Genomic DNA, 20,936 nt, shown 5'->3' with positions numbered 1-20,936 from the left:
CGGACAGACGGACCGATGTCCGTCGGTCCCGCTGTGGCCGACTGCCTTGCGAGTGGGCCGAATCGTCGGGACGACAGAGGCCGCGAGCAAGCCACCGTGTCCAGTAGCTGCTGTAGATCACTGCGTGTCGTTTTCCAGCGTGATCGCGTCGTCGGCCGCGTTCTGGAGGGCGTCCGATCGACCGTAGCTGCCGGGAGCGATAGCCGTCGTCTCGAGGCCGCGTTTGCCGGCGTACTCGAGGACGGGTTTGAAATCGGTATCGCGCGAGGCGATCGCGAGTCGATCGAAGGTCCCCTCACTAGCGAGTGCCGTTGCGTCGACGGCGAGTTTGACGTCGACGTCGCCGCTCGTGATGACGACCTCGAAGCCCCGAGCTTCGGCCGCCTGAATGAGACCGGGGGTAGCGTGTTCGTCGAGATAGAGCCGCAACACGCCGACCCGACCGAGATCGGTAGCGACCGTCCGAAGGTCGTTCATATCGACGTCGAACTCCTCGCGAAAGACGTTCGGCCCGTCGACGAACAATCCGACCGTCGGTGTGGCCGAGTCTCCTGTGTCACGCGGAGAGAGACGGGCACGAACGGTATCGAACATACCCGGGGATAGCCACGGGGAAAGAAAGGTGTAGCGAAACTTCCCGCAGCGACTGTAAGGGGGCGTTCTCCCCTGTCTATCTAATACTGTCGGACAGAAGTCAGTGAAACGTCGGTCGCGAATTCGCGGCCGTCCTTGCGGTGACGGCCGCAGCACTGCGACCGATCGTTGAATAGTTCTGTCCAACAGTATAACAAACGCAGTAGCAGTTTATCGCTCAACGAACGTCCAATAAGGCGTGATATTCATTTGTTCGTGCTTTATATGCCAATAGTGTTGTGAATGACAGGACATAGTTGAAAGAATATACAAATAAATGGGATATAGTTCGAGAAGTTTTTACTAATTACAGGAGCAGATGATTGTCGTTATATGCAACCAGACGACGATCTGAATAGTAACCGTCGGTCGGTACTCAAGGCGGCCGGACTCTTCGGTGCTTTTTTCGGCTCGAGCGGTGTCGCCAGTGCGAGCGAGGATGCAGACGACCAGTCGACGGCGACGGAATTGCTCGTCGGCGTCTCCGCATCGGTTCCGGATACTGAAGCCGTCGTTGCACGAGCACTCAGCGACGGCGATGTCGTTCACACGAACGAGACGCTTCACTACGCAACGATCGAGCTTCCCGAGAACACCCCGGACGAAGCGAAAGCACAGATACTAGACGCACTCGAGGGCATCGACGACATCGAGTACGTCGAGGAGAATGCGACCCTCGAGTCGTTTGAGACGCCCAACGACCCGTACTACTCCCAGCAGTACGCTCCACAGCAGGTCGATTGCGACGGTGCGTGGGACCGAACGTGGGGTGATTCCGATGTCGTGCTCTCGATCGTCGACCAGGGGGTCCAGTACGACCACGAGAACATCGCCGAGAACATGGACGACCGCATCGGTGCGGTCTTCGCCGGCCGCGGAAGCGATCCCTACCCCGTCAACTCGAGTGAAACACACGGCACGATCGTCGGCGGCATCGCCGGTGCCGGAACGAACAACGGAACGGGCCAGGCGGGCGTCAGTAACTGTTCGATGTTGAGTGCCCGCGCGCTCAACGCAAACGGTGCCGGCTCGCTGGCGGACATCGCCGACGCGATTCAGTGGTCGGCCGACCAGGGAGCCGACGTTATCAACCTCTCACTGGGCTCGGCAAGCAGCTGGCGAACGCTTGCAAACGCCTGTTCGTACGCGTACAGTCAGGACTGTCTGCTCGTCGCGGCTGCCGGGAACGAGGGTGGACGTGTCTCCTACCCGGCCGCATACAACTCGGTCGTGGCCGTCTCGGCGATTACCTCGAACGATCGCCTCGCGTCCTACTCCAACCGCGGTCCCGAAATCGACCTCACGGCACCGGGCAGTGGCGTCCTTTCGACGACACTGTACGACAACTACACGTACGCCACCGGGACGTCGATGGCAGCCCCGGTCGTTGCCGGCGTCGCCGGGCTCGTCCGCTCTCGGTTCCCCGACCTCTCGAGCGAGGAACTGCGCGAGCACCTCCAAGAAACGGCCACCGACATCGGGTTATCGTCGTACGCACAAGGCCACGGCCGCGTCGACGCCGGCGCTGCCGTCAACACCGTTCCCGACGGGCACGAGCCCGACGACGGTAACGACGAAGACGAACAGGACGACGGCGACGACGGCGACGAACTCCCCAACAACCTGCTCGCGGTCGTGACCGAACCGGACGCGTACCTCGCCGAGTACGAGTTCACAGCCGACGGCCCCGTCGAGTTCGCCGACGCGCCTTACGAGAGCCCCTCCGGCGGGAACATCGAAGGTGGGACCTACTCCGGCGTCGACACCATCGACGAAGACGACGGCACGTGGGACGTAAGCGGCATTACCGGCGGCGGACACGGGGACGCCTTCACCGTCGACGGCCCAGTGACCTCGATCGACCTCGATCAACCCGACGTTACCTGGCTCGAGCTCGGCGGCGAACGGCTGTCACCCGAGGAAATCATCAAGGAAACTGGCGGGGACGACGAAGACGACGAGGACGATGACGACGACCTCGAACAGCCAGCACCGCCCGAGGAACTCGAGGCTGTCGCCGTCGATGAAACCCGGATCGAGCTCGAGTGGCAGTCCGATCCCAACGCCGCGTCCTACGTCGTCGCCGTCGACGGCGACGCCGCGGTCAAGACGACCGACGCGGGTGCGACCGTCGAGGACCTCGAGCCGGAGACGACATACGAACTTGGCGTCAGCGCGGTCGGCCCCGACGGCGTCGAAACGGATCCCGCGACGCTCGAGGTGACGACCGACGCCGCCGAGCGCGAGTGTGGCACGGAGACGGAGACGACATCGACTCAGGGAACACTCACCAGCGGCTGGTGGGGATACAGGGATCGATGGACCTACTCGTTTAAGACGGACGAGCCCTGCGAACTCACGATCTCGATCGACGGCCCCGCAAACGCCGATTTCGACCTCTATGTCCGTCGCGACGGCAGTTACCCCTCGCGCTCGAGCTACCACGAAGCCTCGACGGGCAGTGGTGCCGACGAAGCGGTGACGATCGACGTCTCGGACGACGATTCGGTGACGATTCTCGTCTACGCCGAGGACGGGAGCGGAAGCTACCGGCTGACGATCGACGAAAAGGGGAGGTGACGAGCGAGAGCAGATTCGCGTCGTCGTCCCGGTCCGATCCGGTCTAGAACACGAGGTAGTCTCGATCCTCGTACTGGACCGAGATCCACTTCGGTTCGGTCAGTTCCCGGCGGATCCACTCGCCGTGATAGCGCCCGAGACCGGACTGTTTGACGCCGCCGAAGGGCGCGTTGTGGTCTTCGTTGATCGGCTGATCGTTGATGTGGACCATGCCCGCCTCGATCCGGTCCGCGAGCTCTCGAGCGCGCCTTTCGTCCTCGCAAAACACCGCCGAGGAGAGCCCGTACTCGGTGTCGTTGGCCAGTTCGATCGCTTCCGCATCGTCCTCGAAGGGGATGACGGGTGCGACCGGACCGAAGTGCTCGTTGCACGCGGCGGCCATGTCGTTCGTACAGTCAGACAGGACCGTCGGCTCGACGAACAGCCCCTCGGCCTCGCCGCCGGTCTCGAGCGTCGCGCCGGCCTCGATCGACTCCTCGACGAACGCCAGAACGTCCTCGCGCTGAGTCTCGTTTTGGACCGGGCCGAAGGTGACCGATTCGTCCTCGGCGGGGTCCCCGCTCACGAGCGACGCGGCGTGGGCGACGAGCCGGTCGACGTACTCGTCGTAGCGCGACTCGTGGACGAGATGGCGGTTGATCGAGATACAGACCTGGCCCTGGTGGAAGAAGGAGCCGAACGCACCGGCTTTCGCGGCCTGCTCGAGGTCGACCTCGTCGGTGACGACGAAGGGGGCGTTGCCACCGAGTTCGAGTGCCGGCAGCGCGAGGTTCTCGCCGGCTTGTGCGGCGACCTGTTTGCCGACACCGGTCGAACCGGTAAAGGAAATCACGCGTGCCGCCGGGTGCTCGACGACGCGGTCGCCGATTTCGGAGCCGCGGCCGGTGACGACGTTGACGACGCCGTCGGGGACGCCCGCGGCCGCACAGAGCTTCGCGATGAGCAATCCGCCCGTAATCGGCGTGTCCGTCGCTGGTTTGAGCACGACGGTGTTACCGAGTGCGATCGCCGGAGCGACCGCGCGCAAGGAGAGATGCAGGGGAAAGTTCCACGGCGAGATGACGCCGACGACGCCGACCGGTTCGTAGACGACGTGGTTGTCCTTGTCCGGGATCGACGTCGATTGACGGATGTCTTCGTCAGGCATCTCGAGGGAACGGGCCATCTCGAGGTCACCGGTAGCGGTCGCGAACTCGGCCGTGGCACGGAACTGTGGTGTGCCGGCTTCGGTCGCTAACAGGCTTGTAACCTCGTCGTAGTGGCCATTGAGCAGATCGAGCATGTTCTGGACGATTTCATCGCGCTCCTCGCGAGACGTAGCCGCCCAGTCGGACTGGGCCCGGTCGGCCGCCTCGTAGGCCGCGTCGACATCTTCGACGGTCGCTGCGGGGACGGACGTAAACGCTTCCTGTTTCGCCGGATTATCGACGGGAATCGTCTCACCGCCGGTCGCCTCACGCCACGCTCCGTCGACGTAAATGCGGCCCCAATCGGACGTTGGGTCGAGATCTAGTGTGCTCATTCCGATTCTAGTCCCGTTTGTTTCGGGTAAATATGTTTGCCAATATCGTGCCTGTGGAAACGGTGTTGTAATTGGAAGTGATTTACTCGTTCGGCCAGCACGACTGCTCGGGCGACAGCAGCCACAGCGACGAAAAGACATTACTACTCCGGGAGAGATATCTCGAGTATGCCGCTTCAGACGCCGCCGTTACGTGGGACACACGACGAGCGTGGTGCGAAGTTCACGGAGTTTGGCGGCTGGGATATGCCCGTCGAGTTCGACTCGATTCGGGCCGAACACGCGGCCGTCCGGGACGATGTCGGGATCTTCGATGTCTCGCATATGGGCCAGATCCACGTCAGCGGGCCGGACGCAACGGTGTTGATGCAACGACTTACTTCGAACGATGTCAGCCGGCTGGGGGTCGGCGACGCACAGTACGCGACGATCACCGACGAAGACGGCTCTATCATCGACGACACGGTCGTCTATCGGCTCCCCGATGCAGGCGACGAACCGGCAACAGAGAGTCGCGAGGGCGAGGACCACAGTGGCGATCCGACGTACCTCTTCGTCCCGAACGCCGGCGCCGACGAGGCCATCCACGAGCGGTGGGTCGAGCACCGCAACGAGTGGGACCTCGAGGCGACCGTGGACAACCGAACCGACGAGTACGCGATGTTCGCCGTCCAGGGGCCGAACGCGGTCGAGTCGGTCGAGGGCCGGACCGACGAATCGGTCGCCGACCTCGAGCGGTTTACGGCCCGGTACGTGACGGTCGAGGGCGTGGAGTGCTGGATCGCTCGAACGGGCTACACCGGCGAAGATGGATTCGAACTGATCGTCCCCTGGTCGGCGGCCGAGCAACTCTGGTCGGCGTTCGACTGCCAACCGTGTGGACTCGGCGCACGCGATACGCTTCGAATCGAAGCCGGCTTGTTGCTGGCCGGACAGGACTTCGACTACGAGACGGACCCGCGGACGCCCTACGAGGCCGGCATCGGCTTTGTGGTCGCACTCGAGACCGACTTCGTCGGCAGCGACGCGTTGGCACGTCTCGAGGAGTCGGAGACCGAAGAGCAACTCGTCGGCATCCAGTTGATCGATCGCGGCGTCCCGCGACACGGCTACGACATCACGAACACCGACGGCCGCGTCGTTGGCACGATCACCAGCGGCACGATGAGCCCGACGCTCGAGCGCCCGATCGGCCTGGGCTACGTCCCGACCGAGTACGCGGAGCCGGGGACGACCCTGCAGGTCGTCGTTCGCGGTCAATCGAAGAAAGCAAGGGTTGAAACGACTCCGTTCATCGAAACAGTACAATGAGCTTCGACATTCCTGAGGATCGACGGTATCTAGAATCGCACGAGTGGGCACACGAAGACGACGGCGTCGTCCGCGTCGGCATCACGGACTTCGCACAGGACGAACTCGGCGACGTTGTCTTCGTCGAACTGCCCGACGAGGGGGAGACGGTCTCCCAGGAGGGCGAGTTCGGCGTCGTGGAATCGATCAAAGCCGTCTCCGATCTCTACGCACCGGTAAGCGGCGAAGTCGTCGGCGTCAACGAGGCACTGTTCGACGCGCCCGAACTCGTCAACGACGATCCCTTCGGCGACGGCTGGATGCTCGAGATCGACGCCGACGACACGGCCGAACTCGAGGCGCTGCTGACTGCCGCCGACTACGAAGACCAGATCGCCTGAAAGCGGGCGTACCGTACGATGGTTCTCCACCGATCGGTCGTGCAGCCGCCGCTGCCAGCTGCGACCATAACCGGCCTCGATATCATCGCGCTGGTGCTGTTGTTACACGTCTGGGTGCTCGTCGCCGGCCTCGCGACCTGGCAGGACGACGCCCGGACGGGTGTCGAGTGGGTCGACCGCCGCGTCCACATGAGCCCGCGTCTCTACGGTGCGTTGATGCTGCTTGCCGTCCTCGTCGTCTGGCTGCCGTTTGCGGTCGGCCAGTTTCCGATCGGTGGCGATGGGGTCCTCCGACGACGGCGCTCCGTCCTCTTCGTCTTCACGGCCGGTGGGTTGCTCGTCGGCGCCGGCTTCTACTTCCTGGGCGGCGTGCTGACGAATCTTCGTCTGTTCCTCACCGTGAGCCGAACCGAGCCGGTCGACGCAGCCACCGTCGACGCCGGGCGCGTGCTGGTGTCGGGCCGGATCGAAGCGCTCACCGAGCCACTCGAGGCACCCATCAGCGACGCCGAGTCCGTCTGTTACCAGCTGTCGGGAACTCGTACGACGTTTCAGGAGTCCTCGACGTTCGATCCGCTCGCGAGCGGCGGTCGGTCGACCGATTCGACTCAGACGACGGGCTCGAGCCAGCGTCGCTCGAGCGATCCGATTGCGTCACTGGCCGAGGGGAGCGAGCAACTCACGGATCGCCGGCGACCGTTTGCCCTGCGGGACGATTCGGGGCGGGTCGTTGTCGATCCGACCGACGCGCAACTGCGCCTCGAGCGATCGGCCTCGGCTGCCGTCCCCGGTGACGAGCCAACGCCGAGGGGGATCGTCTCCGCGCTTCGCGAGACGAGCGGCCTCGAGCGTACCGACCGGGACTGGGTCTACCACGAGGCGACGCTCGAGCCGGGCGAGGCGGTGACGGTGGTGGGCGTCGCCGATGTGGACGCCGAATCGCCGTCGATCCCGAACGAGACGGCCGATCTGCCGGTGATTACGGCCGGAAAGACGGCGTCGGAGTTCGTCCTGACACCTGGTTGTGAACACCAGATGGGATGTCACGTTCGTCGGACGATATGTGGCTGTGCTATCGCGGGTGTCGGCCTGATCGGCGGCGGATCGTGGATCCTTTGGACGCTTGCGGGCCACCTGTAGGCGCCTCGAGACGCTGACGGCGGCGATCCGACCGCGATCGTCGGCGCGACGATGGCTTCGGCGACGGCGAGTCGAGAGCTTGTAGTAGCCCGCGGTCCCACTGGCAGTCGTGTCACAGCCAGTGCGGGCCGCCCGGCGCCGGTTGCAGGCCGAACACGACGAGGTCGTCGCTGCGATCGACCGCTGTGGCGATGCGGTCGCCGACCCCTGGGACTCGTCCCGGACGACCGACCGCGGGGCCGTGACGGCGCGATTGGAGGCCGCCCTCGAGGAATCCGGCCTGTTGTCTCGGTTGCCACGCGTGCTCGCAGACGTCGTCGCGGCGACCGGTTACGCCCTCCAGGCACAGCCGGTCGCCGGTCCGCCCTACGTCGTGGTGACGAGCCGTGGCCCGATACTGCGAGCCACGATCGAGCCGGGGCGACTCGTCGTTCGCTTCGACGTTTTCGATGTCGTTCGTTCCGGTTCGGCCGACGAACCGGTGGCGTACCGTCGTCGCGACGGTGTCCGGTTGACGGTCTCGCTCGAGTGAGGTTTTTTACTCCCCGCCCGAAACGGCAACGCGATGCACGAACGAGCGACCGTATTCGTCGAGCGCGCACGCGAAGGCTACGATTTCGATCCGGCCGTCGAGGAGTTTCCCGACGGGACGAAGACGGCCGCCGACGCCGCCGAGGCGGTCGGCTGCGATGTCGGCCAGATCGCCAGTTCGCTCGTCTTCGACGCCGACGACTCGCTCGTGGTGTCGGTCACCAGCGGGGCAAATCGAGTCAACGAGTCCGCGCTCGCCGCGGCCGTCGACGCGCCGGCACACGCCGTCTCGATGGCCGAGGCCGACCGGATCAAATCGGAACTCGGCTGGTCGATCGGCGGGGTCCCGCCGTTCTGTCACGACCGATCCGTTCCAGTCGTCGTCGACGAAACCTTGCTCGAGTACGATACCGTCTGGGCCGCCGCAGGGACGCCACAGACGGTGTTTCCGATCGATCCCGACCGACTGTGCGAGTTTGCAGACGGCGAGCCCGCAACGGTCGCTGAGTGATCGGTCGCCCGTCGGAGTGTCGACACACCCGCAAGCTACCGTCGACAGCGAGAGCGGTCCCGCCTTTCGCGTGAGCGACGAGCGTTCCGACACGCTGTTGATCGGAACCGAGGACTGATACGGATTACTGTACCGATGTCCCGGCGGTGAGTCGAACTGTGTGAGACGAGCCTCGGTCGAGGAGCGAAGCGAGTCAACCGGCGCACCCGCCGCCCGGGTCGCGGCTGGGCCGGAAATGACGTACAGTAAACCGTATGAACAGAGCGGACGCGAATCGCGAAGCCGCCGGGGAGATACCGCCGTGTTGCTGCCCCTGATTGCGTCAGGATACGGAGACGATACCCTGAGCGTCGGAGTGCGGAGACGACAATGCTCGAGACGATGCGTCGCCGATGGCTGTACGCCGATGCTAACTCGAGAATTCCAATATTGCATCTTGGTAGTGGAAGGTCTTTAATTGGTGTCTATTAATAATATCGCCAAGTTCATTACCAACCACTCGTAACGGGATGATGGTGACTACACGTGACTGACACGCCACGTCTGCGCTCCCGGCGAACGTTGCTTGCGTCTACTGGCTCGCTCGCAGCACTCGGTATCGCTGGCTGTCTCGGCGACGAGAACGGTGGAGATTCCGAGGACGGCGACCACGACGATCACGATGACGATGATGATGATCACGATGATGACCACGACGGTGACGTCCACGACGAGATCGGGATCTCCGAGTTCGAAATTCTCGATCGAGATCTCGACGAAGCGGTGATTGCATACGTTCACGGTGACCACTGGGACCACGGTCCGCTCGAGGTGCCCCACGGCGACTACGTCTCGGTCGGTGCGTACGTCGAAGACGACGACGGCGACGAAGTAGCGCTCGGGGACGACATTGAACTCGCCATCGAGCCAGCCGACGACGCCGTCAGCGTCGACGGTCACGGCGATCACGTCCACGTCTACGGCGAGGAAGCGGGCTTTACCGAGGTCGTCGTCCAACTTGTCGATAGCGGCGACGTCGTCTACGAGTCACCCGAACTCGAGGTCGCGGTCGACGATTACGACCACGACGACCACGGGCACGGTGAGGTCGACGAGCTGAAGATTATCGATCGATCCGAGGACCCCCACGAGGAGGTCGCCGAGTACCACGACGGCCACTGGGACGGTGAACTGCCACACGTTCACGTCGACGACAACATCTCGCTGGGCGCCGAGTTCCTCGACGATCACGGTGACGAGATCCCGATCGGTGGCAACGAGGAGTACGAACTAGCCGTGACGCTCGCGGACGACGCCGAGGACGGAATCGTCGCGATCGATCCCGACGAGCACTGGCACGGTGATCACGTCCACATCTACGGGGAGGACGAGAGCGAAACCGAGGTCGTCTTCAAGCTCTGGCACGACGACCACGCCGACTGGGAGAGCGCGCCGATCGCGGTCGAGGTCGAGGACCACTAACCCCGTCTCGCTGCTATCGCCGGTCGTCGATCGCCCGTTTCGACCACGCGTCTCGTTACTAACCGAACACCACAGAGTATTCTCTACTATTAATACACTAGTCCAATATAATAACTCTTTTAAGCTCGAGCGCGTGTTATGAGATATGACTCTCTCACGACGCTCGTTCCTCCGGAGCGGGGCCGGCGGCGTTGGACTCGCGACGCTTGCGGGCTGTCTCAGCGAGCCCGACGGCGGCACCACAGCAGAAGGCGGATACGCCGCTTTTTTCGCGCTCTGGGATTGGACCGAAGAGATTACCGGCGACCGGATGGCGATCGAAAATCCCGTCACGACCGGCGAGATGGGACACGGCTGGGAGCCACCAGCCGACCTCCAACGCGAAATCGCCGACACCGAAGTCTTCGTCTACCTCGATACCCCCGAGTTTGCCTGGGCACAGGACATCGCAGCCGACCTCGAGACCGATACCGATGTGGCGTTGATCGACGGAATGGACCGCCTGCAAAACGAGTTGCTCCCGATCGATCGGGCAGTCGAGGACGACCGGGTGCCGGCCGACGCCGAGGCGTTCGATTCGACCGACGTGACCGTCGATGCTTTCGACCTCTACGATCGACAGACGGGCGGCGAGATCACCTACTGGCACGGCGACCACTGGCACGGCGGACTTCCCGACATCCCACTCGACAGTTCCGTCGCCGTCGAAGGCGTCTTCGAAGACGACGAGGGTCGAGTGCTCCCACTCGGCGAGAACGAACCGTTCCAGATCGACGCTCGCATCCCCGACCTAGCCGAGGAAGGTGTCGTCGAAATTGAATCCGAAGGCGACTCCGTTGTCTTCCACGGCCTCGAGGTCGATACCACACGCGTCGTCTTCGAACTCGTCGCCGACGGCGAGGTCGTCTGGGACACGAGCAACGACAATCTCTCGGCGACGGTCGTCGAGGAGTTAGACGAGGACGACGCCCCCGAGTTCTACGATCCTCACGTCTGGGCCGACCCGGTGCTCGCACAGACCATCGTCGAGACGATCGCCGACGGATTGGCCGCGGTCGATCCGGATAACGCGGCCGTCTACGAGGACAACGCGGCCGACTACACCGAGCGTCTTACCGAGGTCGATCAGCAGCTTCAGGACCTCGCAGCCGACGCCAGCCGCGACCTCGCCGTCTTCGCGGGCCACGACTCGTTCCAGTACATCGAACACCGGTACGACTTCGAGTTACATACTCCGGTCGGCATCTCGCCCGACGCCGCCGAGACCGAGGCCGACATCGCCGAGACGATCGAGGTCGTCGAAGAACACGACATCGATACGATCCTCTACGATCCCTTCGAGACGCCGAACCCGGACGAGGACGTTCCGCAGATGGTCGAGTTGCTGCTCGAAAACACCGACGCCGACGACTACGTCCCCATCACTCCCGCGGAGGGGACGATGGAGTCCTGGAGCGAGCAGGGCTGGGGCTGGATCGAACAGATGGAAGAGGTGACGATCCCGTCGCTTCGACAGGCCCTCGATGCCGCCTAATCGAACCAAAGCAGCGCCACCACCGATCGTCCCGACAACGAACTAACCGTGGTAAAATGGAAGAACTAAACCGACACAGGTTCGAGATGAACGTGAGAATACAGTGAGTTCGGTCGTCGATATTCAAAACGTCTCGTTCGCCTACGGGGAGAAACCCGCCCTCGAGGACGTCAGCCTCACCGTCGAGGCCGGTGACTTCCTCGGACTGATCGGGCCCAACGGCTCCGGAAAGACGACGCTGTTGCACATCATGCTCGGCCTGCACAGTCCCGACGAGGGGTCGGTCGAACTGTTCGGCGAACCCGTCGACGAGTTCGACGACGGCGAGCGGATCGGCTACGTCTCCCAGCAGGCGACCAGCCAGGGCGGGACGATGCCCGTGACGGTCCGAGAGTGCGTGCGGATGGGGCGATTCGCCCACGTCGGCCACGGTCGGCTGAGCGACGCGGACAAACGCATCGCCGAGGAGGCCCTCGAGACCGTCGATATCGCTAATCTTGCCGATCAGCGCATCAACCAGCTGTCTGGGGGTCAGCGCCAGCGCGCCTACATCGCGCGAGCGATCGCCTCCGAAGCGGATCTGCTCGCCCTGGACGAGCCCACCGTCGGCGTCGACGCCGAGTCGCGAGACGCCTTCTACCAGTTGCTCGATTCCCTGAACGATTCGGGCATCACGATCGTCCTCATCGAACACGACATCGGCGTCGTCACGGACCGTGCGGACCACGTCGCCTGTCTCAACACGACACTGTACCATCACGGCGATACGGAATCGTTCGTCGAGAGCGACGCACTGAGCGAAGCCTACGGGACGACGGGGACGGTCGTTCATCACCACCACTGATGAGCCGGAGTGAAGACCACGCGGTCGATCCCGACTCGGCCGTCGAAGGCAGCCAGCTGCAAGGCGATGAAACCGACGCTCGAGAGCTGATACAGCTGATCGGCGTCGCGATCGTCGGTGTGTTGGCTGCGGCGATGGTCGTCTTTATCGCACTCGATTGGCTCAGGGAGTACCCTGCCGTCGGGCTCGCCTTCGAGCAGTTCCTGATCGCCGGCGCGTGGCTCGATTACTACCTCGGGACGAACGTCTTCCAACACGCGTTCATGTGGCGAAACATCGCGACGGCCGTGCTCATCGGCGTCGTCGCGCCGCTGGTCGGCACCTACCTCGTCCACCGACAGATGGCACTTATCGGCGAGACGCTCGCCCACACGGCCTTTGCCGGCGTCGCCATCGGATTGCTGTTCATCGCCGTGACGGGGTGGCAAGGATCGTTACTCGTGGTCGCACTGATCGTCAGCGCCCTGGGCGCACTCGCCGTCCAGTGGCTCACCGAGCGGACGAGTACGTACGGCGACGTGCCGATCGCGATCATGCTCGCGGGCAGTTTCGCGATCGGAACGTTGCTGATCAGCTGGGGTCGCGGATCGATGGGCATCGGCGTCGATATCGAGGAGTGGCTCTTCGGCAGTCTGTCGGTCGTCACCGCCGGTGGCGCACGAATGATGGCGATCCTCGCCGTTTCGGTCGTCGCCGTCGTCGCCGTCACCTACAAACAGCTGCTGTTCATCACCTTCGACGAGCAAGCTGCGAAGGTCGCTCAATTCAACGTTTCGGGATACAACACGTTGTTGGTTGTCATGACGGCCGTCGTCGTCGTGGGAGCGATGCAGGTGCTCGGCGTGATCCTCGTCGCCGGGATGCTCGTGATCCCCGTCGCGGCCGCCTCACAGATTGCTCGGAGCTTCCGCGAGACGCTCTCGCTCTCGATTCTGTTCGGCCAGGCGTCGGTACTCGGCGGCTTCGCGTTCGCGATCGGTGCGAGTCTGCCCTCCGGCGGGTCGATCATCGTCGTCGCCATCCTGATCTACCTGCTTGCCGTCGCTCTCACGCTGCTTCTGGGTCGATCCGGGCCCGCGCTGTCGATGCATTGAGTTCGGCCGACGATCCCTCGGACCGGGAACGAAAGGGACCTTTAACTCGACACGCACTGAATCGCCACCCGATGGGACGGCTATCCGATCTCTTCGCCCCCGACACCGTCGCCCTCGTCGGTGCGACCGACCGCGAGGGTGCCGTCGGCCGGGCGATCCTCGAGAATCTCCAGTCCGGCTTCGACGGCGAGATCGTTCCGATCAACCCCGATCGGGAGTCGGTGCTCGGCCTCGAGTGTTATCCGGACGTCGCGAGCGCGCCACCGATCGATCTCGCCGTGGTCGTCGTTCCCCCGCCGATCGTCCTCGAGACGATTCGGGAACTCGGCGAGGCGGGAACGGACGAGGTCGTCGTGATCACGGCCGGCTTCGGCGAGACCGGCAGCGAGGGCGCCGAACGCGAACGAAAATTGCGAGAACTCGCCACACAGTACGATCTGCGCGTCGTCGGCCCGAACAGCCTCGGCATCATGTCGACGCCGGTCGGCCTGAACGCGACGTTCGGCCCCGAAGACGCTCGGGACGGGTCGATCGCCTTTATGAGTCAGTCGGGGGCGTTCATCACCGCCGTTCTCGACTGGGCCAACGAGCAGGGGATTGGCTTTCGCGATGTCGTCTCGCTCGGCAACAAGACCGTTCTCGACGAAACCGACTTCGTCCGCGAGTGGGGCGACGATTCCGAGACCGACGTCGTCATCGGCTACCTCGAGGGGATCGACGACGGCCACGAGTTCGTTCGAACCGCTCGTGAGGTGACCGACGAGACGCCGGTCGTCCTCGTCAAGTCCGGGCGCACCGATGCCGGCGCGCAGGCGGCGTCGTCCCACACCGGCGCGATCGCCGGCAGCGAACGAGCCTACGAGGCCGGCCTCGAGCAGGCTGGCGTTCTCCGAGCGAACTCGGTCCAGGAGCTGTTCGACTACGCGCGCGCACTATCGGGGCTCCCCGAACCCGACGGCGACGGCGTCGCGGTCGTGACGAACGCGGGCGGGCCGGGCGTGCTGACGACCGACGCGATCGGCGACTCGAGCCTCGAGATGGCCGACTTCACCGACGAGACGATCGACGAACTCGCCGCGGCGATGCCCGACGAGGCGAACGTCTACAACCCGATCGACGCCATCGGCGACGCCGATTCGGACCGCTTCGGCGACGCGCTCGAGATCGCCCTCGACGATCCGAACGTCTCGAGTGCGGTGGTCGTCAGCGCGCCGACGGCCGTCCTCGAGTATGACCGCCTTGCGGAACTCGTCATCGAGGCCAGCGAGGAGTCGGGCAAGCCGATCGTCACCTGTCTGATGGGGGGCCAACGGGCTCGCGCCGCCGAGGAAGTCCTCCGGGAGTTCGGCGTGCCGAATTACTTCGATCCATCCAGGGCAGTGGCGGGACTCGACGCCCTCGCACACTATCGGGAGATTCGCCACCAGTCCATCGACGAACCGACGACCTTCGACGTCGACCGCGAGCGAGCGCGAGACGTTCTCGAGCGCGTTCGCTCCCGGCCGGACAACCGCCTCGGAATCGAGTCGATGGAGCTGCTCGAGGCCTACGGCATCCCGACGCCCGACGGCGAGATCGTCGACGATCCGGGGCGCGCACTCGAGGTCGCCACATCGATCGACGGCGACGTCGTCATGAAGATCGTCAGCCCCGACATTTCCCACAAGTCCGACATCGGCGGCGTCCGCATTGGGGTCCCCGACGACGCAGTCGAAGACAGCTTCGAGGATATCGTCGCTCGAGCCCGCAACTACCAACCCGACGCGACGATCCTCGGCGTCCAGGTGCAAGAACAGGTCGACCTCGAGCGCGCGACTGAGACGATCGTCGGGATGAATCGGGATCCCCAGTTCGGCCCGCTCTTGCTGTTTGGCCTGGGCGGTATCTTCGTCGAAATCCTCGAGGATACCTCGGTTCGGGTCGCGCCGATCGGCGAGAGCGAGGGCCGCGCGATGATCGACGAGATCCAGGCCGCGCCGCTATTGCGCGGCGCTCGCGGGCGTGAGCCCGCCGATGTCGACGCCGTCGTCGAGACGATCCAGCGACTCTCACAGCTCGTGACCGATTTCCCGGCGATCCTCGAGTTAGACATCAACCCGCTCGTCGCCGGGCCGGACGGCGTACAGGCGATCGACCTCAGACTCACCGTCGACACCGAGAAACTATGACCGACAGCGATACTGCAACCGACCAGACCGACGCCACGAACGGCCAGACCGATACCGCTGACGACCCGACCGGCACCGCGACGACGACTGCCGACGGGAGTGACCAACAGTCGGCCACCGGGCCCCTGCTCGTGGCCTCGCTCGAGGAATCGACCGGGAAGACGGCGATCACGCTGGCGCTCGCCCAACTCGCCCGCGAGGACGGCGACAGCGTCGGCTACATGAAACCGAAGGGGACCCGTCTCCAGAGTAACGTCGGCAAGACGCTCGACGAGGATCCGCTGTTGGCCCGGGAGATTCTCGATCTCGAGGCCGAGGTACACGATCTCGAACCCGTCGTCTACTCGCCAACCTTCGTCGAACAGGCCATCCGCGGTCGCGAAGATCGCGCGGAGCTTCACGAACGCGTCCGCGAGGCTTACGGGACGGTCGCGGCCGATCACGACCGGCTGTTTCTCGAGGGCGGCGGCCGGTACGACATCGGTGGTATCGTCGATCTCACCGACGCCGACCTCGCCGCGTTGCTCGATGCCCGCGTCCTCTTGGTCGCGCCCTATGAGGTGCCCGGCGATGTCGACGATGTGCTCGCCGCGGCCCGCACGTTCGGCGACCGCCTCGCCGGCGTCGTCTTCAACGACGTCGCCGACGCCGCCTACGATACGCTCGAGACCGACGTGGTGCCGTACCTCGAGGGCCGAGATATCTCGGTCTACGGCATGCTCCCGAGCGAGCGCGAACTCTCCGGCGTGACGGTCGCGGAACTGGCCGACGAGATCGGTGCCTCGGTGCTCGTCGAAGAAGGAGCCGACGCCTACGTCGAACGCTTTGCCGTCGGAGCAATGAGTGCCGACAGCGCGCTGGCACACTTTCGCCGGACGAAAGACGCCGCCGTCATCACGGGCGGCGACCGGGCCGACATTCACACGGCTGCGATCGAAGCGCCTGGCGTTCGGTGTCTCATCCTGGCCGGTGGACACCGGCCATCGGGGGCGATCCTCGGCCAAGCAGCCGAGCACGGACTCCCCGTTCTCTCGGTGCAGACGGACACGCTGACGACCGTCGAACGCGCCGAGGATGTCGTCCGAAGCGGTCGCACCCAGAACGCGGCGACGATCGATCGGATGCGGACGCTGCTGACCGATCACGTCGCCGTCGAAGCACTCCTGGACTCGGCGTGACGCCGACGCTGCCGAGTCGCGGTGAACGCGAGACTCTTTCGGTAGCCAGTTATTTTTTCGGGCAACCGTCACGTCTGACCAACAATTAAGAGCCAGCCGCGCATGCACCCTGACATGGACGACACTCCCCAGGAGATTACCTCCCTCGTCGGTCGCGAAGTCTACTCCAACAGCGGCGTTTTCGTCGGCGAAGTCGAGGACCTGCAGCTGAATCTCAACGGCGAAGCGGTCGTCGGTCTCGCACTCGGCAATCTGAACTCGGAACTGTTCACCGAAGAGGCCCGCACCGAACAAGGCGTCATCGTTCCCTACCGCTGGGTTCGCTCGGTGGGCGACATCATCCTCGTCAACGACGTGGTCGAACGCGTCCGGGATCCGGACGAAGAAGAAGACGAAGTACTCGCCTAGGAGCCGTTCGAACCTTCCGTCCCGTCGACGCCCATCGCGTCGAACAGCGTCCGCTTGACCGCTTCTTCGGTCAGCTCGAGCAGCGTCTCACGATTGTCGTCCGAGATTTCGATTCCGGTGAAGATGCCGAGTTGAATCTCCGCACTAGCTTGTGTCGAGTGCCCCGCCGTTTCGCCCATCTCGCCGTAGGCGTCGTCGAGCACTTTGCCGATATTGATGCGGATATCCTTCGACCGACCGGCGAGGAAGATGGTCTCGTCGGCGATGCCAAAGACCGCTGTCGTCGTGACGCCCTCGAGGTTGAGCAGGTGGCTCGCAGCCTGGGTGAGTGCCTCCCGATCCCGGACGAAGCCGGCGTTCGAGACGAGGTGACTGCCCTGAACGTCGCGGTTGGCGATGGCTTCCGCGAGTACGTCGAGCGTTTCGGGGGACATCGACGGCGACTCGACCTGCTCGAGGGTATCGTGGTTGGCGAACGGATAGAGATAGGCTGCGGCGGTGAGATCTGCGGGAGTCGTATCGCGCTTGAAATCCAGGGTTTCGGCGCGAATGCCATAGAGCAAGGCCGTCGCGACCTCTTCGGAGACGTTCATGTCGAACTCCTGGATGTACTTCGTCATGATCGTCGATGTCGAGGACATGTTCGGCCGAATGTCGACGAACTCGGGTTCGTACTCCGTCTCGGGTTCGTAGTGGTCGATTAGCGCGTCGACGGAGAGGTCCATCTCCGCGGAGGTCGCGTGATCGACCAGCGCCACGGTATCGTAGACCGACCGATCCTCGAGTTCGTCCCACTGGACGAGATCGATTCCGAGTAAGTTGACGAACGCACGATTCTCCTGGTGGCCGATGTCGCCAAGGTAGATGATGTCGGATTCAACGCCGAGGTGGTCGGCGACGGCCTGCATCGCCGCCGCACTGGCGATCGAGTCCGGATCCGGACTGTCCTGGGTGATGATCGCCAGCCGCGAGGCCGTCTCCTCGAGCAGGCCGGCGAGTTTCCCCGCGTTGTACTCGAGTTCGCCCGACTCGAGGGCCCGGAGTGCGGATTCGGCGATCACGGAGGACGGGTTGATGACGATGTCGGCGCCGAGTTCGGAGAGTTCGTCGCCGGAGACCGGATCGCTCGCTCGAGCGACGACGAACTGGCCGTCGTTGGCTTCGCGAATTCGTTCGACCGCTCGCTTGTTCGATTCGACGTTCGACGCCAGGATCAACACGACGTCGCGGTCGGCGACCAACTCGGCGGCTTCGGGTTCTTGGATATCTGCGGTGCGGGCATCGAGATCCTGGTCGCGAAGTGACTCGACGCGACTTTCGTCGCGGTCGACGATCAGGACGTCTTTTCCCTGTTCAACGAGCTCTTCCGCGACGGCGTAGCCGACGCTCCCACAGCCCAAGATAGCGTAGTCAGAAATCGACGAAATCGTAACCCCCGTACTCATTGACTGTGTGCTCGAACCGACCACACTTAACGCTCCCGAAGAATTGCACGTCCTCGGAGTCTAGTCGCCGCTGCAAGTCACTGCACACCTAGTCACACGATAGCTGTGTGATCAGACGTGCAGTGGCTACTAGATCACGAGATCTGACCGGCGAGCGTGATGCTATGGCCCCCTCTGGCACGGCCGGTTCCAAGGGAAACGTATTTCACTGCCGGAGGGAAATTTTGACTCGAGGGCCGGTAGCTCAGTCCGGCAGAGCGTCTGACTCTTAATCAGACGGTCGCGTGTTCAAATCGCGCCCGGCCCGCTTTCCTGTCGCGAACGAATCCGTAAGCGACAGGTAACGGATCCGGCGCGATTTGAAGTTATCCGCGTGCGACAACGATTGATGCCGATGTATCGGACGATCTGTTGTCGATCACTGCCGGTGCGACCACTGATACGGATTACTGTAACTATGTACCGTCGATCGCCGACCCCGTTCTGGCGATCGGCGGTAATTGACTACAGGAAACCGTATAATACGGCCTGCCGTACTCTGTCACTGGAGCAAACCCCAGGATGGGTCGCGGATGCGCCGGTACCGACGTACAGCGTCCGTATGAACGACCGTCGTTGCACCGCCGCGTCGGGACAGCAAACTGCTCAGCACCTGCTCTCGTCCGGACCACGGTCGACCGAACTACTCCGACAGGAGCCGCTGGAGAGTGAGATCGTCGGTCCGCTCGAGCACAACTCGAGTTCGTCGACGACGTCCATCAGCGTGACGGTGTGTCGATCCGAGTCGAACTGCACGACGTTGTGTTCCTCGAGAAGTGGCAGGTGTTTGTGGACGAGCGAGATACTGATACGCTGGAAGACGTCCTCGGCGATCACCGCGGGGTCGTCGTCGAGTTCGCGAGCCGCGATCTGGCGGGTGAGTGTCTCGAGATCCGCCGAGCCGTATTCCGAGAGCAGCGTCAGCAGATGGAGTCGGCGCGTGTCCGAAAGGAGTTCGTACTTGGCGGTTTCGGTGAGGGAGTTTGCTCGAGTCATCGGTAACTGAGTATTGAGAGCGGTTGCACCACAAGCGTTCTCCCAATGTGGTTTGGACGATCGGTTGACAATCGAGTAATTCCACCGTTACTCACTGACCCCGAGTCGTTAGTACGCAGTTATACGCTGGACAGGCGCAATACCACGGCCTTCGGCGGAGGAGGGTATCAATTCGGGCAGAATAGCCGACTTGTTCGAGCGGCCGATGCCGCGCCGCGGCGTCACGGTTCGAACGGTAGATCGTCCAGAAACTCGTCGCTCTGGTAATCGAGGTGATCGAGTCGGGGCCCCAACAGCTGTCGGACGAGAACGACCAGCGGGTTCGACTGGCCCTCGCCAACGATTGCCGTCTCGGTCGTCGTACCGTCGACCTCAGACTCGTCGAGAATGGCGAGCATGATCTTCTCGCGATCGGCGAAGACGAGTCGGCCGATCTTTGGATACTGTGCGGGCGAACTCAACCAGTCGAGCTGTGGTTCCCAGATCGTGGTGCCCGGCAACTCGGTTCGGACTCGTTCTCGCACCTCCGGGTTCTTCGACCCGAGTGCGACATCGACATCGCGCTCGAGTGCGGCATCGACTCGGCGGACGCACTCGTTCTGTAGCAGTACCTCGGAGACGTAGATGTAGAACAGTTCGTCGTCAGCTTCATCAGTCAGGTCTCTGGCGTATTCGATCACGTCGTCCTGGCCCTCGACGACGCCGATCGCGTCCGCCGAAACATCAGTGCCGGCGCTGAAATAGGACCGCAACTCATCGATCAGTTCGAGTTCGACCAACTCGGCGTCGACGGACGGATACCGCTCGTCGGAGACGACGTTTTGGGACCGGTCGTACGTGACGAGTCCCGCTTCGTCGAGTTTTGGCAGATTGTGATGGTGCAAGGACAACTGCAGTTGCTTGCGAGCGGCTTCGTTACTGATATCTGCAATGAGATCCGGCGTCTGGGTCGCGAGTCGGTCGACGAGTTCGGACAACGTCACGGGCTTCGCAGCATCGTTGAGAACGGTCAATACGGCCCGGTTTTCCGGATTAGCGACCAGACGGAGAACACGCTCTTCAGGGGGGTCCATAGGGGTTATTTTTATCGGATCCTACTTAATCAATACCCCTGCCACTGATTGTCGTGGACAGCCAAATCGGGGAGCGTTCTTTGGAACG

18 protein-coding genes and 1 tRNA gene are annotated in these 20,936 nt (G+C 63.4%); 14 read left to right on the top strand and 5 right to left on the bottom strand.

Annotation, left to right across the window (positions count from 1 at the left end; translation table 11 throughout):
* Positions 1-117 precede the first annotated feature (117 nt).
* Complete coding sequence (locus tag D8Y22_RS18595; RefSeq protein ID WP_141466179.1) at positions 118-594, bottom strand: NYN domain-containing protein; 477 nt, start codon at positions 592-594, stop codon at positions 118-120.
* Positions 595-966: 372 nt separating this feature from the next.
* Here D8Y22_RS18595 and D8Y22_RS18590 point away from each other — a divergent pair, with 372 nt between their 5' ends.
* Complete coding sequence (locus D8Y22_RS18590) at positions 967-3,213, top strand: S8 family serine peptidase (protein WP_141466178.1); 2,247 nt, start codon at positions 967-969, stop codon at positions 3,211-3,213.
* Positions 3,214-3,256: 43 nt separating this feature from the next.
* Here D8Y22_RS18590 and D8Y22_RS18585 read toward each other — a convergent pair whose 3' ends face one another.
* Positions 3,257-4,735, bottom strand: coding sequence for an aldehyde dehydrogenase family protein (locus tag D8Y22_RS18585; RefSeq protein WP_141466177.1), 1,479 nt, complete (start codon positions 4,733-4,735; stop codon positions 3,257-3,259).
* 168 nt (positions 4,736-4,903) lie between these two features.
* Between D8Y22_RS18585 and gcvT the strand changes: the two genes are divergently transcribed.
* The 12 genes from gcvT (at position 4,904) to D8Y22_RS18525 (ending at position 17,295) form a co-directional block, all read left to right on the top strand.
* Positions 4,904-6,046, top strand: a complete 1,143-nt coding sequence (gcvT, locus tag D8Y22_RS18580; protein WP_141466176.1) for a glycine cleavage system aminomethyltransferase GcvT — start codon at positions 4,904-4,906, stop codon at positions 6,044-6,046.
* Positions 6,043-6,426 carry a glycine cleavage system protein GcvH gene (gcvH, locus tag D8Y22_RS18575; protein WP_141466175.1) on the top strand — a complete coding sequence of 128 codons (384 nt, stop codon included), beginning with the start codon at positions 6,043-6,045 and terminating at the stop codon, positions 6,424-6,426. Before gcvT ends, gcvH begins: the two co-directional genes overlap by 4 nt.
* An 18-nt stretch (positions 6,427-6,444) precedes the next feature.
* The gene (locus D8Y22_RS18570; protein WP_141466174.1) at positions 6,445-7,566 is read left to right on the top strand and encodes a GIDE domain-containing protein; all 1,122 of its coding nucleotides are present in this window, start codon (positions 6,445-6,447) and stop codon (positions 7,564-7,566) included.
* Positions 7,567-7,675: 109 nt separating this feature from the next.
* Positions 7,676-8,098, top strand: a complete 423-nt coding sequence (locus tag D8Y22_RS18565; RefSeq protein ID WP_141466173.1) for a hypothetical protein — start codon at positions 7,676-7,678, stop codon at positions 8,096-8,098.
* 33 nt (positions 8,099-8,131) lie between these two features.
* Entirely contained in the window at positions 8,132-8,608 is a 477-nt protein-coding gene (locus D8Y22_RS18560; protein WP_141466172.1) for a YbaK/EbsC family protein, read from the top strand.
* A gap of 525 nt (positions 8,609-9,133) precedes the next feature.
* Positions 9,134-10,069 carry a hypothetical protein gene (locus D8Y22_RS18555; RefSeq protein WP_141466171.1) on the top strand — a complete coding sequence of 312 codons (936 nt, stop codon included), beginning with the start codon at positions 9,134-9,136 and terminating at the stop codon, positions 10,067-10,069.
* Positions 10,070-10,214: 145 nt separating this feature from the next.
* Positions 10,215-11,603 carry a metal ABC transporter solute-binding protein, Zn/Mn family gene (locus tag D8Y22_RS18550; protein WP_141466170.1) on the top strand — a complete coding sequence of 463 codons (1,389 nt, stop codon included), beginning with the start codon at positions 10,215-10,217 and terminating at the stop codon, positions 11,601-11,603.
* A gap of 103 nt (positions 11,604-11,706) precedes the next feature.
* The gene (locus D8Y22_RS18545; protein ID WP_141466169.1) at positions 11,707-12,447 is read left to right on the top strand and encodes a metal ABC transporter ATP-binding protein; all 741 of its coding nucleotides are present in this window, start codon (positions 11,707-11,709) and stop codon (positions 12,445-12,447) included.
* Positions 12,447-13,541: a metal ABC transporter permease gene (locus tag D8Y22_RS18540; protein WP_141466168.1), complete on the top strand. Its 1,095-nt coding sequence runs from the start codon at positions 12,447-12,449 to the stop codon at positions 13,539-13,541. The genes D8Y22_RS18545 and D8Y22_RS18540 overlap by 1 nt, the downstream gene beginning before the upstream one ends.
* 71 nt (positions 13,542-13,612) lie before the next feature.
* On the top strand, positions 13,613-15,709 hold the full coding sequence (locus D8Y22_RS18535; RefSeq protein WP_141466167.1) for an acetate--CoA ligase family protein: 2,097 nt from the start codon (positions 13,613-13,615) through the stop codon (positions 15,707-15,709).
* The gene (locus D8Y22_RS18530) at positions 15,706-16,887 is read left to right on the top strand and encodes a phosphotransacetylase family protein (RefSeq protein ID WP_141466166.1); all 1,182 of its coding nucleotides are present in this window, start codon (positions 15,706-15,708) and stop codon (positions 16,885-16,887) included. The genes D8Y22_RS18535 and D8Y22_RS18530 overlap by 4 nt, the downstream gene beginning before the upstream one ends.
* A gap of 114 nt (positions 16,888-17,001) precedes the next feature.
* Entirely contained in the window at positions 17,002-17,295 is a 294-nt protein-coding gene (locus D8Y22_RS18525) for a PRC-barrel domain-containing protein (RefSeq protein WP_141466165.1), read from the top strand.
* On the opposite strand, the gene D8Y22_RS18520 is transcribed toward D8Y22_RS18525, so the two are convergent.
* On the bottom strand, positions 17,292-18,740 hold the full coding sequence (locus D8Y22_RS18520; protein WP_141466164.1) for a DHH family phosphoesterase: 1,449 nt from the start codon (positions 18,738-18,740) through the stop codon (positions 17,292-17,294). The two genes, D8Y22_RS18525 and D8Y22_RS18520, sit on opposite strands and share 4 nt — an antisense overlap.
* A gap of 233 nt (positions 18,741-18,973) precedes the next feature.
* Between D8Y22_RS18520 and D8Y22_RS18515 the strand changes: the two genes are divergently transcribed.
* Positions 18,974-19,047 (top strand) — tRNA-Lys (locus D8Y22_RS18515).
* Positions 19,048-19,385: 338 nt separating this feature from the next.
* Here D8Y22_RS18515 and D8Y22_RS18510 read toward each other — a convergent pair.
* Together D8Y22_RS18510 and D8Y22_RS18505 are read right to left on the bottom strand one after the other, a co-directional pair.
* Positions 19,386-19,775 (bottom strand): DUF7344 domain-containing protein, encoded by a 390-nt coding sequence (locus D8Y22_RS18510; RefSeq protein ID WP_141466163.1) that lies wholly within the window; start codon positions 19,773-19,775, stop codon positions 19,386-19,388.
* A 221-nt stretch (positions 19,776-19,996) separates the two neighbouring features.
* Positions 19,997-20,848 (bottom strand): DUF7344 domain-containing protein, encoded by an 852-nt coding sequence (locus D8Y22_RS18505; protein WP_141466162.1) that lies wholly within the window; start codon positions 20,846-20,848, stop codon positions 19,997-19,999.
* Positions 20,849-20,936 lie beyond the last annotated feature (88 nt).

This window comes from Salinadaptatus halalkaliphilus (assembly GCF_006543045.1).
GTDB lineage: Archaea > Halobacteriota > Halobacteria > Halobacteriales > Natrialbaceae > Salinadaptatus > Salinadaptatus halalkaliphilus.
Note: the sequence above shows the minus strand (reverse complement) of the source record. Positions and strands in the feature narration are given on the sequence as shown.

Excerpts from the sequence above, each read along its gene's own strand:
- D8Y22_RS18535 (WP_141466167.1), top strand. The coding sequence starts at position 13,613 with ATGGGACGGCTATCCGATCTCTTCGCCCCCGACACCGTCGCCCTCGTC.
- D8Y22_RS18585 (WP_141466177.1), bottom strand. The coding sequence starts at position 4,735 with ATGAGCACACTAGATCTCGACCCAACGTCCGATTGGGGCCGCATTTAC.
- D8Y22_RS18505 (WP_141466162.1), bottom strand. The coding sequence starts at position 20,848 with ATGGACCCCCCTGAAGAGCGTGTTCTCCGTCTGGTCGCTAATCCGGAA.
- D8Y22_RS18570 (WP_141466174.1), top strand. The coding sequence starts at position 6,445 with ATGGTTCTCCACCGATCGGTCGTGCAGCCGCCGCTGCCAGCTGCGACC.
- D8Y22_RS18550 (WP_141466170.1), top strand. The coding sequence starts at position 10,215 with ATGACTCTCTCACGACGCTCGTTCCTCCGGAGCGGGGCCGGCGGCGTT.
- D8Y22_RS18520 (WP_141466164.1), bottom strand. The coding sequence starts at position 18,740 with ATGAGTACGGGGGTTACGATTTCGTCGATTTCTGACTACGCTATCTTG.
- D8Y22_RS18595 (WP_141466179.1), bottom strand. The coding sequence starts at position 594 with ATGTTCGATACCGTTCGTGCCCGTCTCTCTCCGCGTGACACAGGAGAC.
- gcvT (WP_141466176.1), top strand. The coding sequence starts at position 4,904 with ATGCCGCTTCAGACGCCGCCGTTACGTGGGACACACGACGAGCGTGGT.
- D8Y22_RS18590 (WP_141466178.1), top strand. The coding sequence starts at position 967 with ATGCAACCAGACGACGATCTGAATAGTAACCGTCGGTCGGTACTCAAG.
- D8Y22_RS18525 (WP_141466165.1), top strand. The coding sequence starts at position 17,002 with ATGGACGACACTCCCCAGGAGATTACCTCCCTCGTCGGTCGCGAAGTC.
- D8Y22_RS18530 (WP_141466166.1), top strand. The coding sequence starts at position 15,706 with ATGACCGACAGCGATACTGCAACCGACCAGACCGACGCCACGAACGGC.
- D8Y22_RS18560 (WP_141466172.1), top strand. The coding sequence starts at position 8,132 with ATGCACGAACGAGCGACCGTATTCGTCGAGCGCGCACGCGAAGGCTAC.
- gcvH (WP_141466175.1), top strand. The coding sequence starts at position 6,043 with ATGAGCTTCGACATTCCTGAGGATCGACGGTATCTAGAATCGCACGAG.
- D8Y22_RS18510 (WP_141466163.1), bottom strand. The coding sequence starts at position 19,775 with ATGACTCGAGCAAACTCCCTCACCGAAACCGCCAAGTACGAACTCCTT.
- D8Y22_RS18540 (WP_141466168.1), top strand. The coding sequence starts at position 12,447 with ATGAGCCGGAGTGAAGACCACGCGGTCGATCCCGACTCGGCCGTCGAA.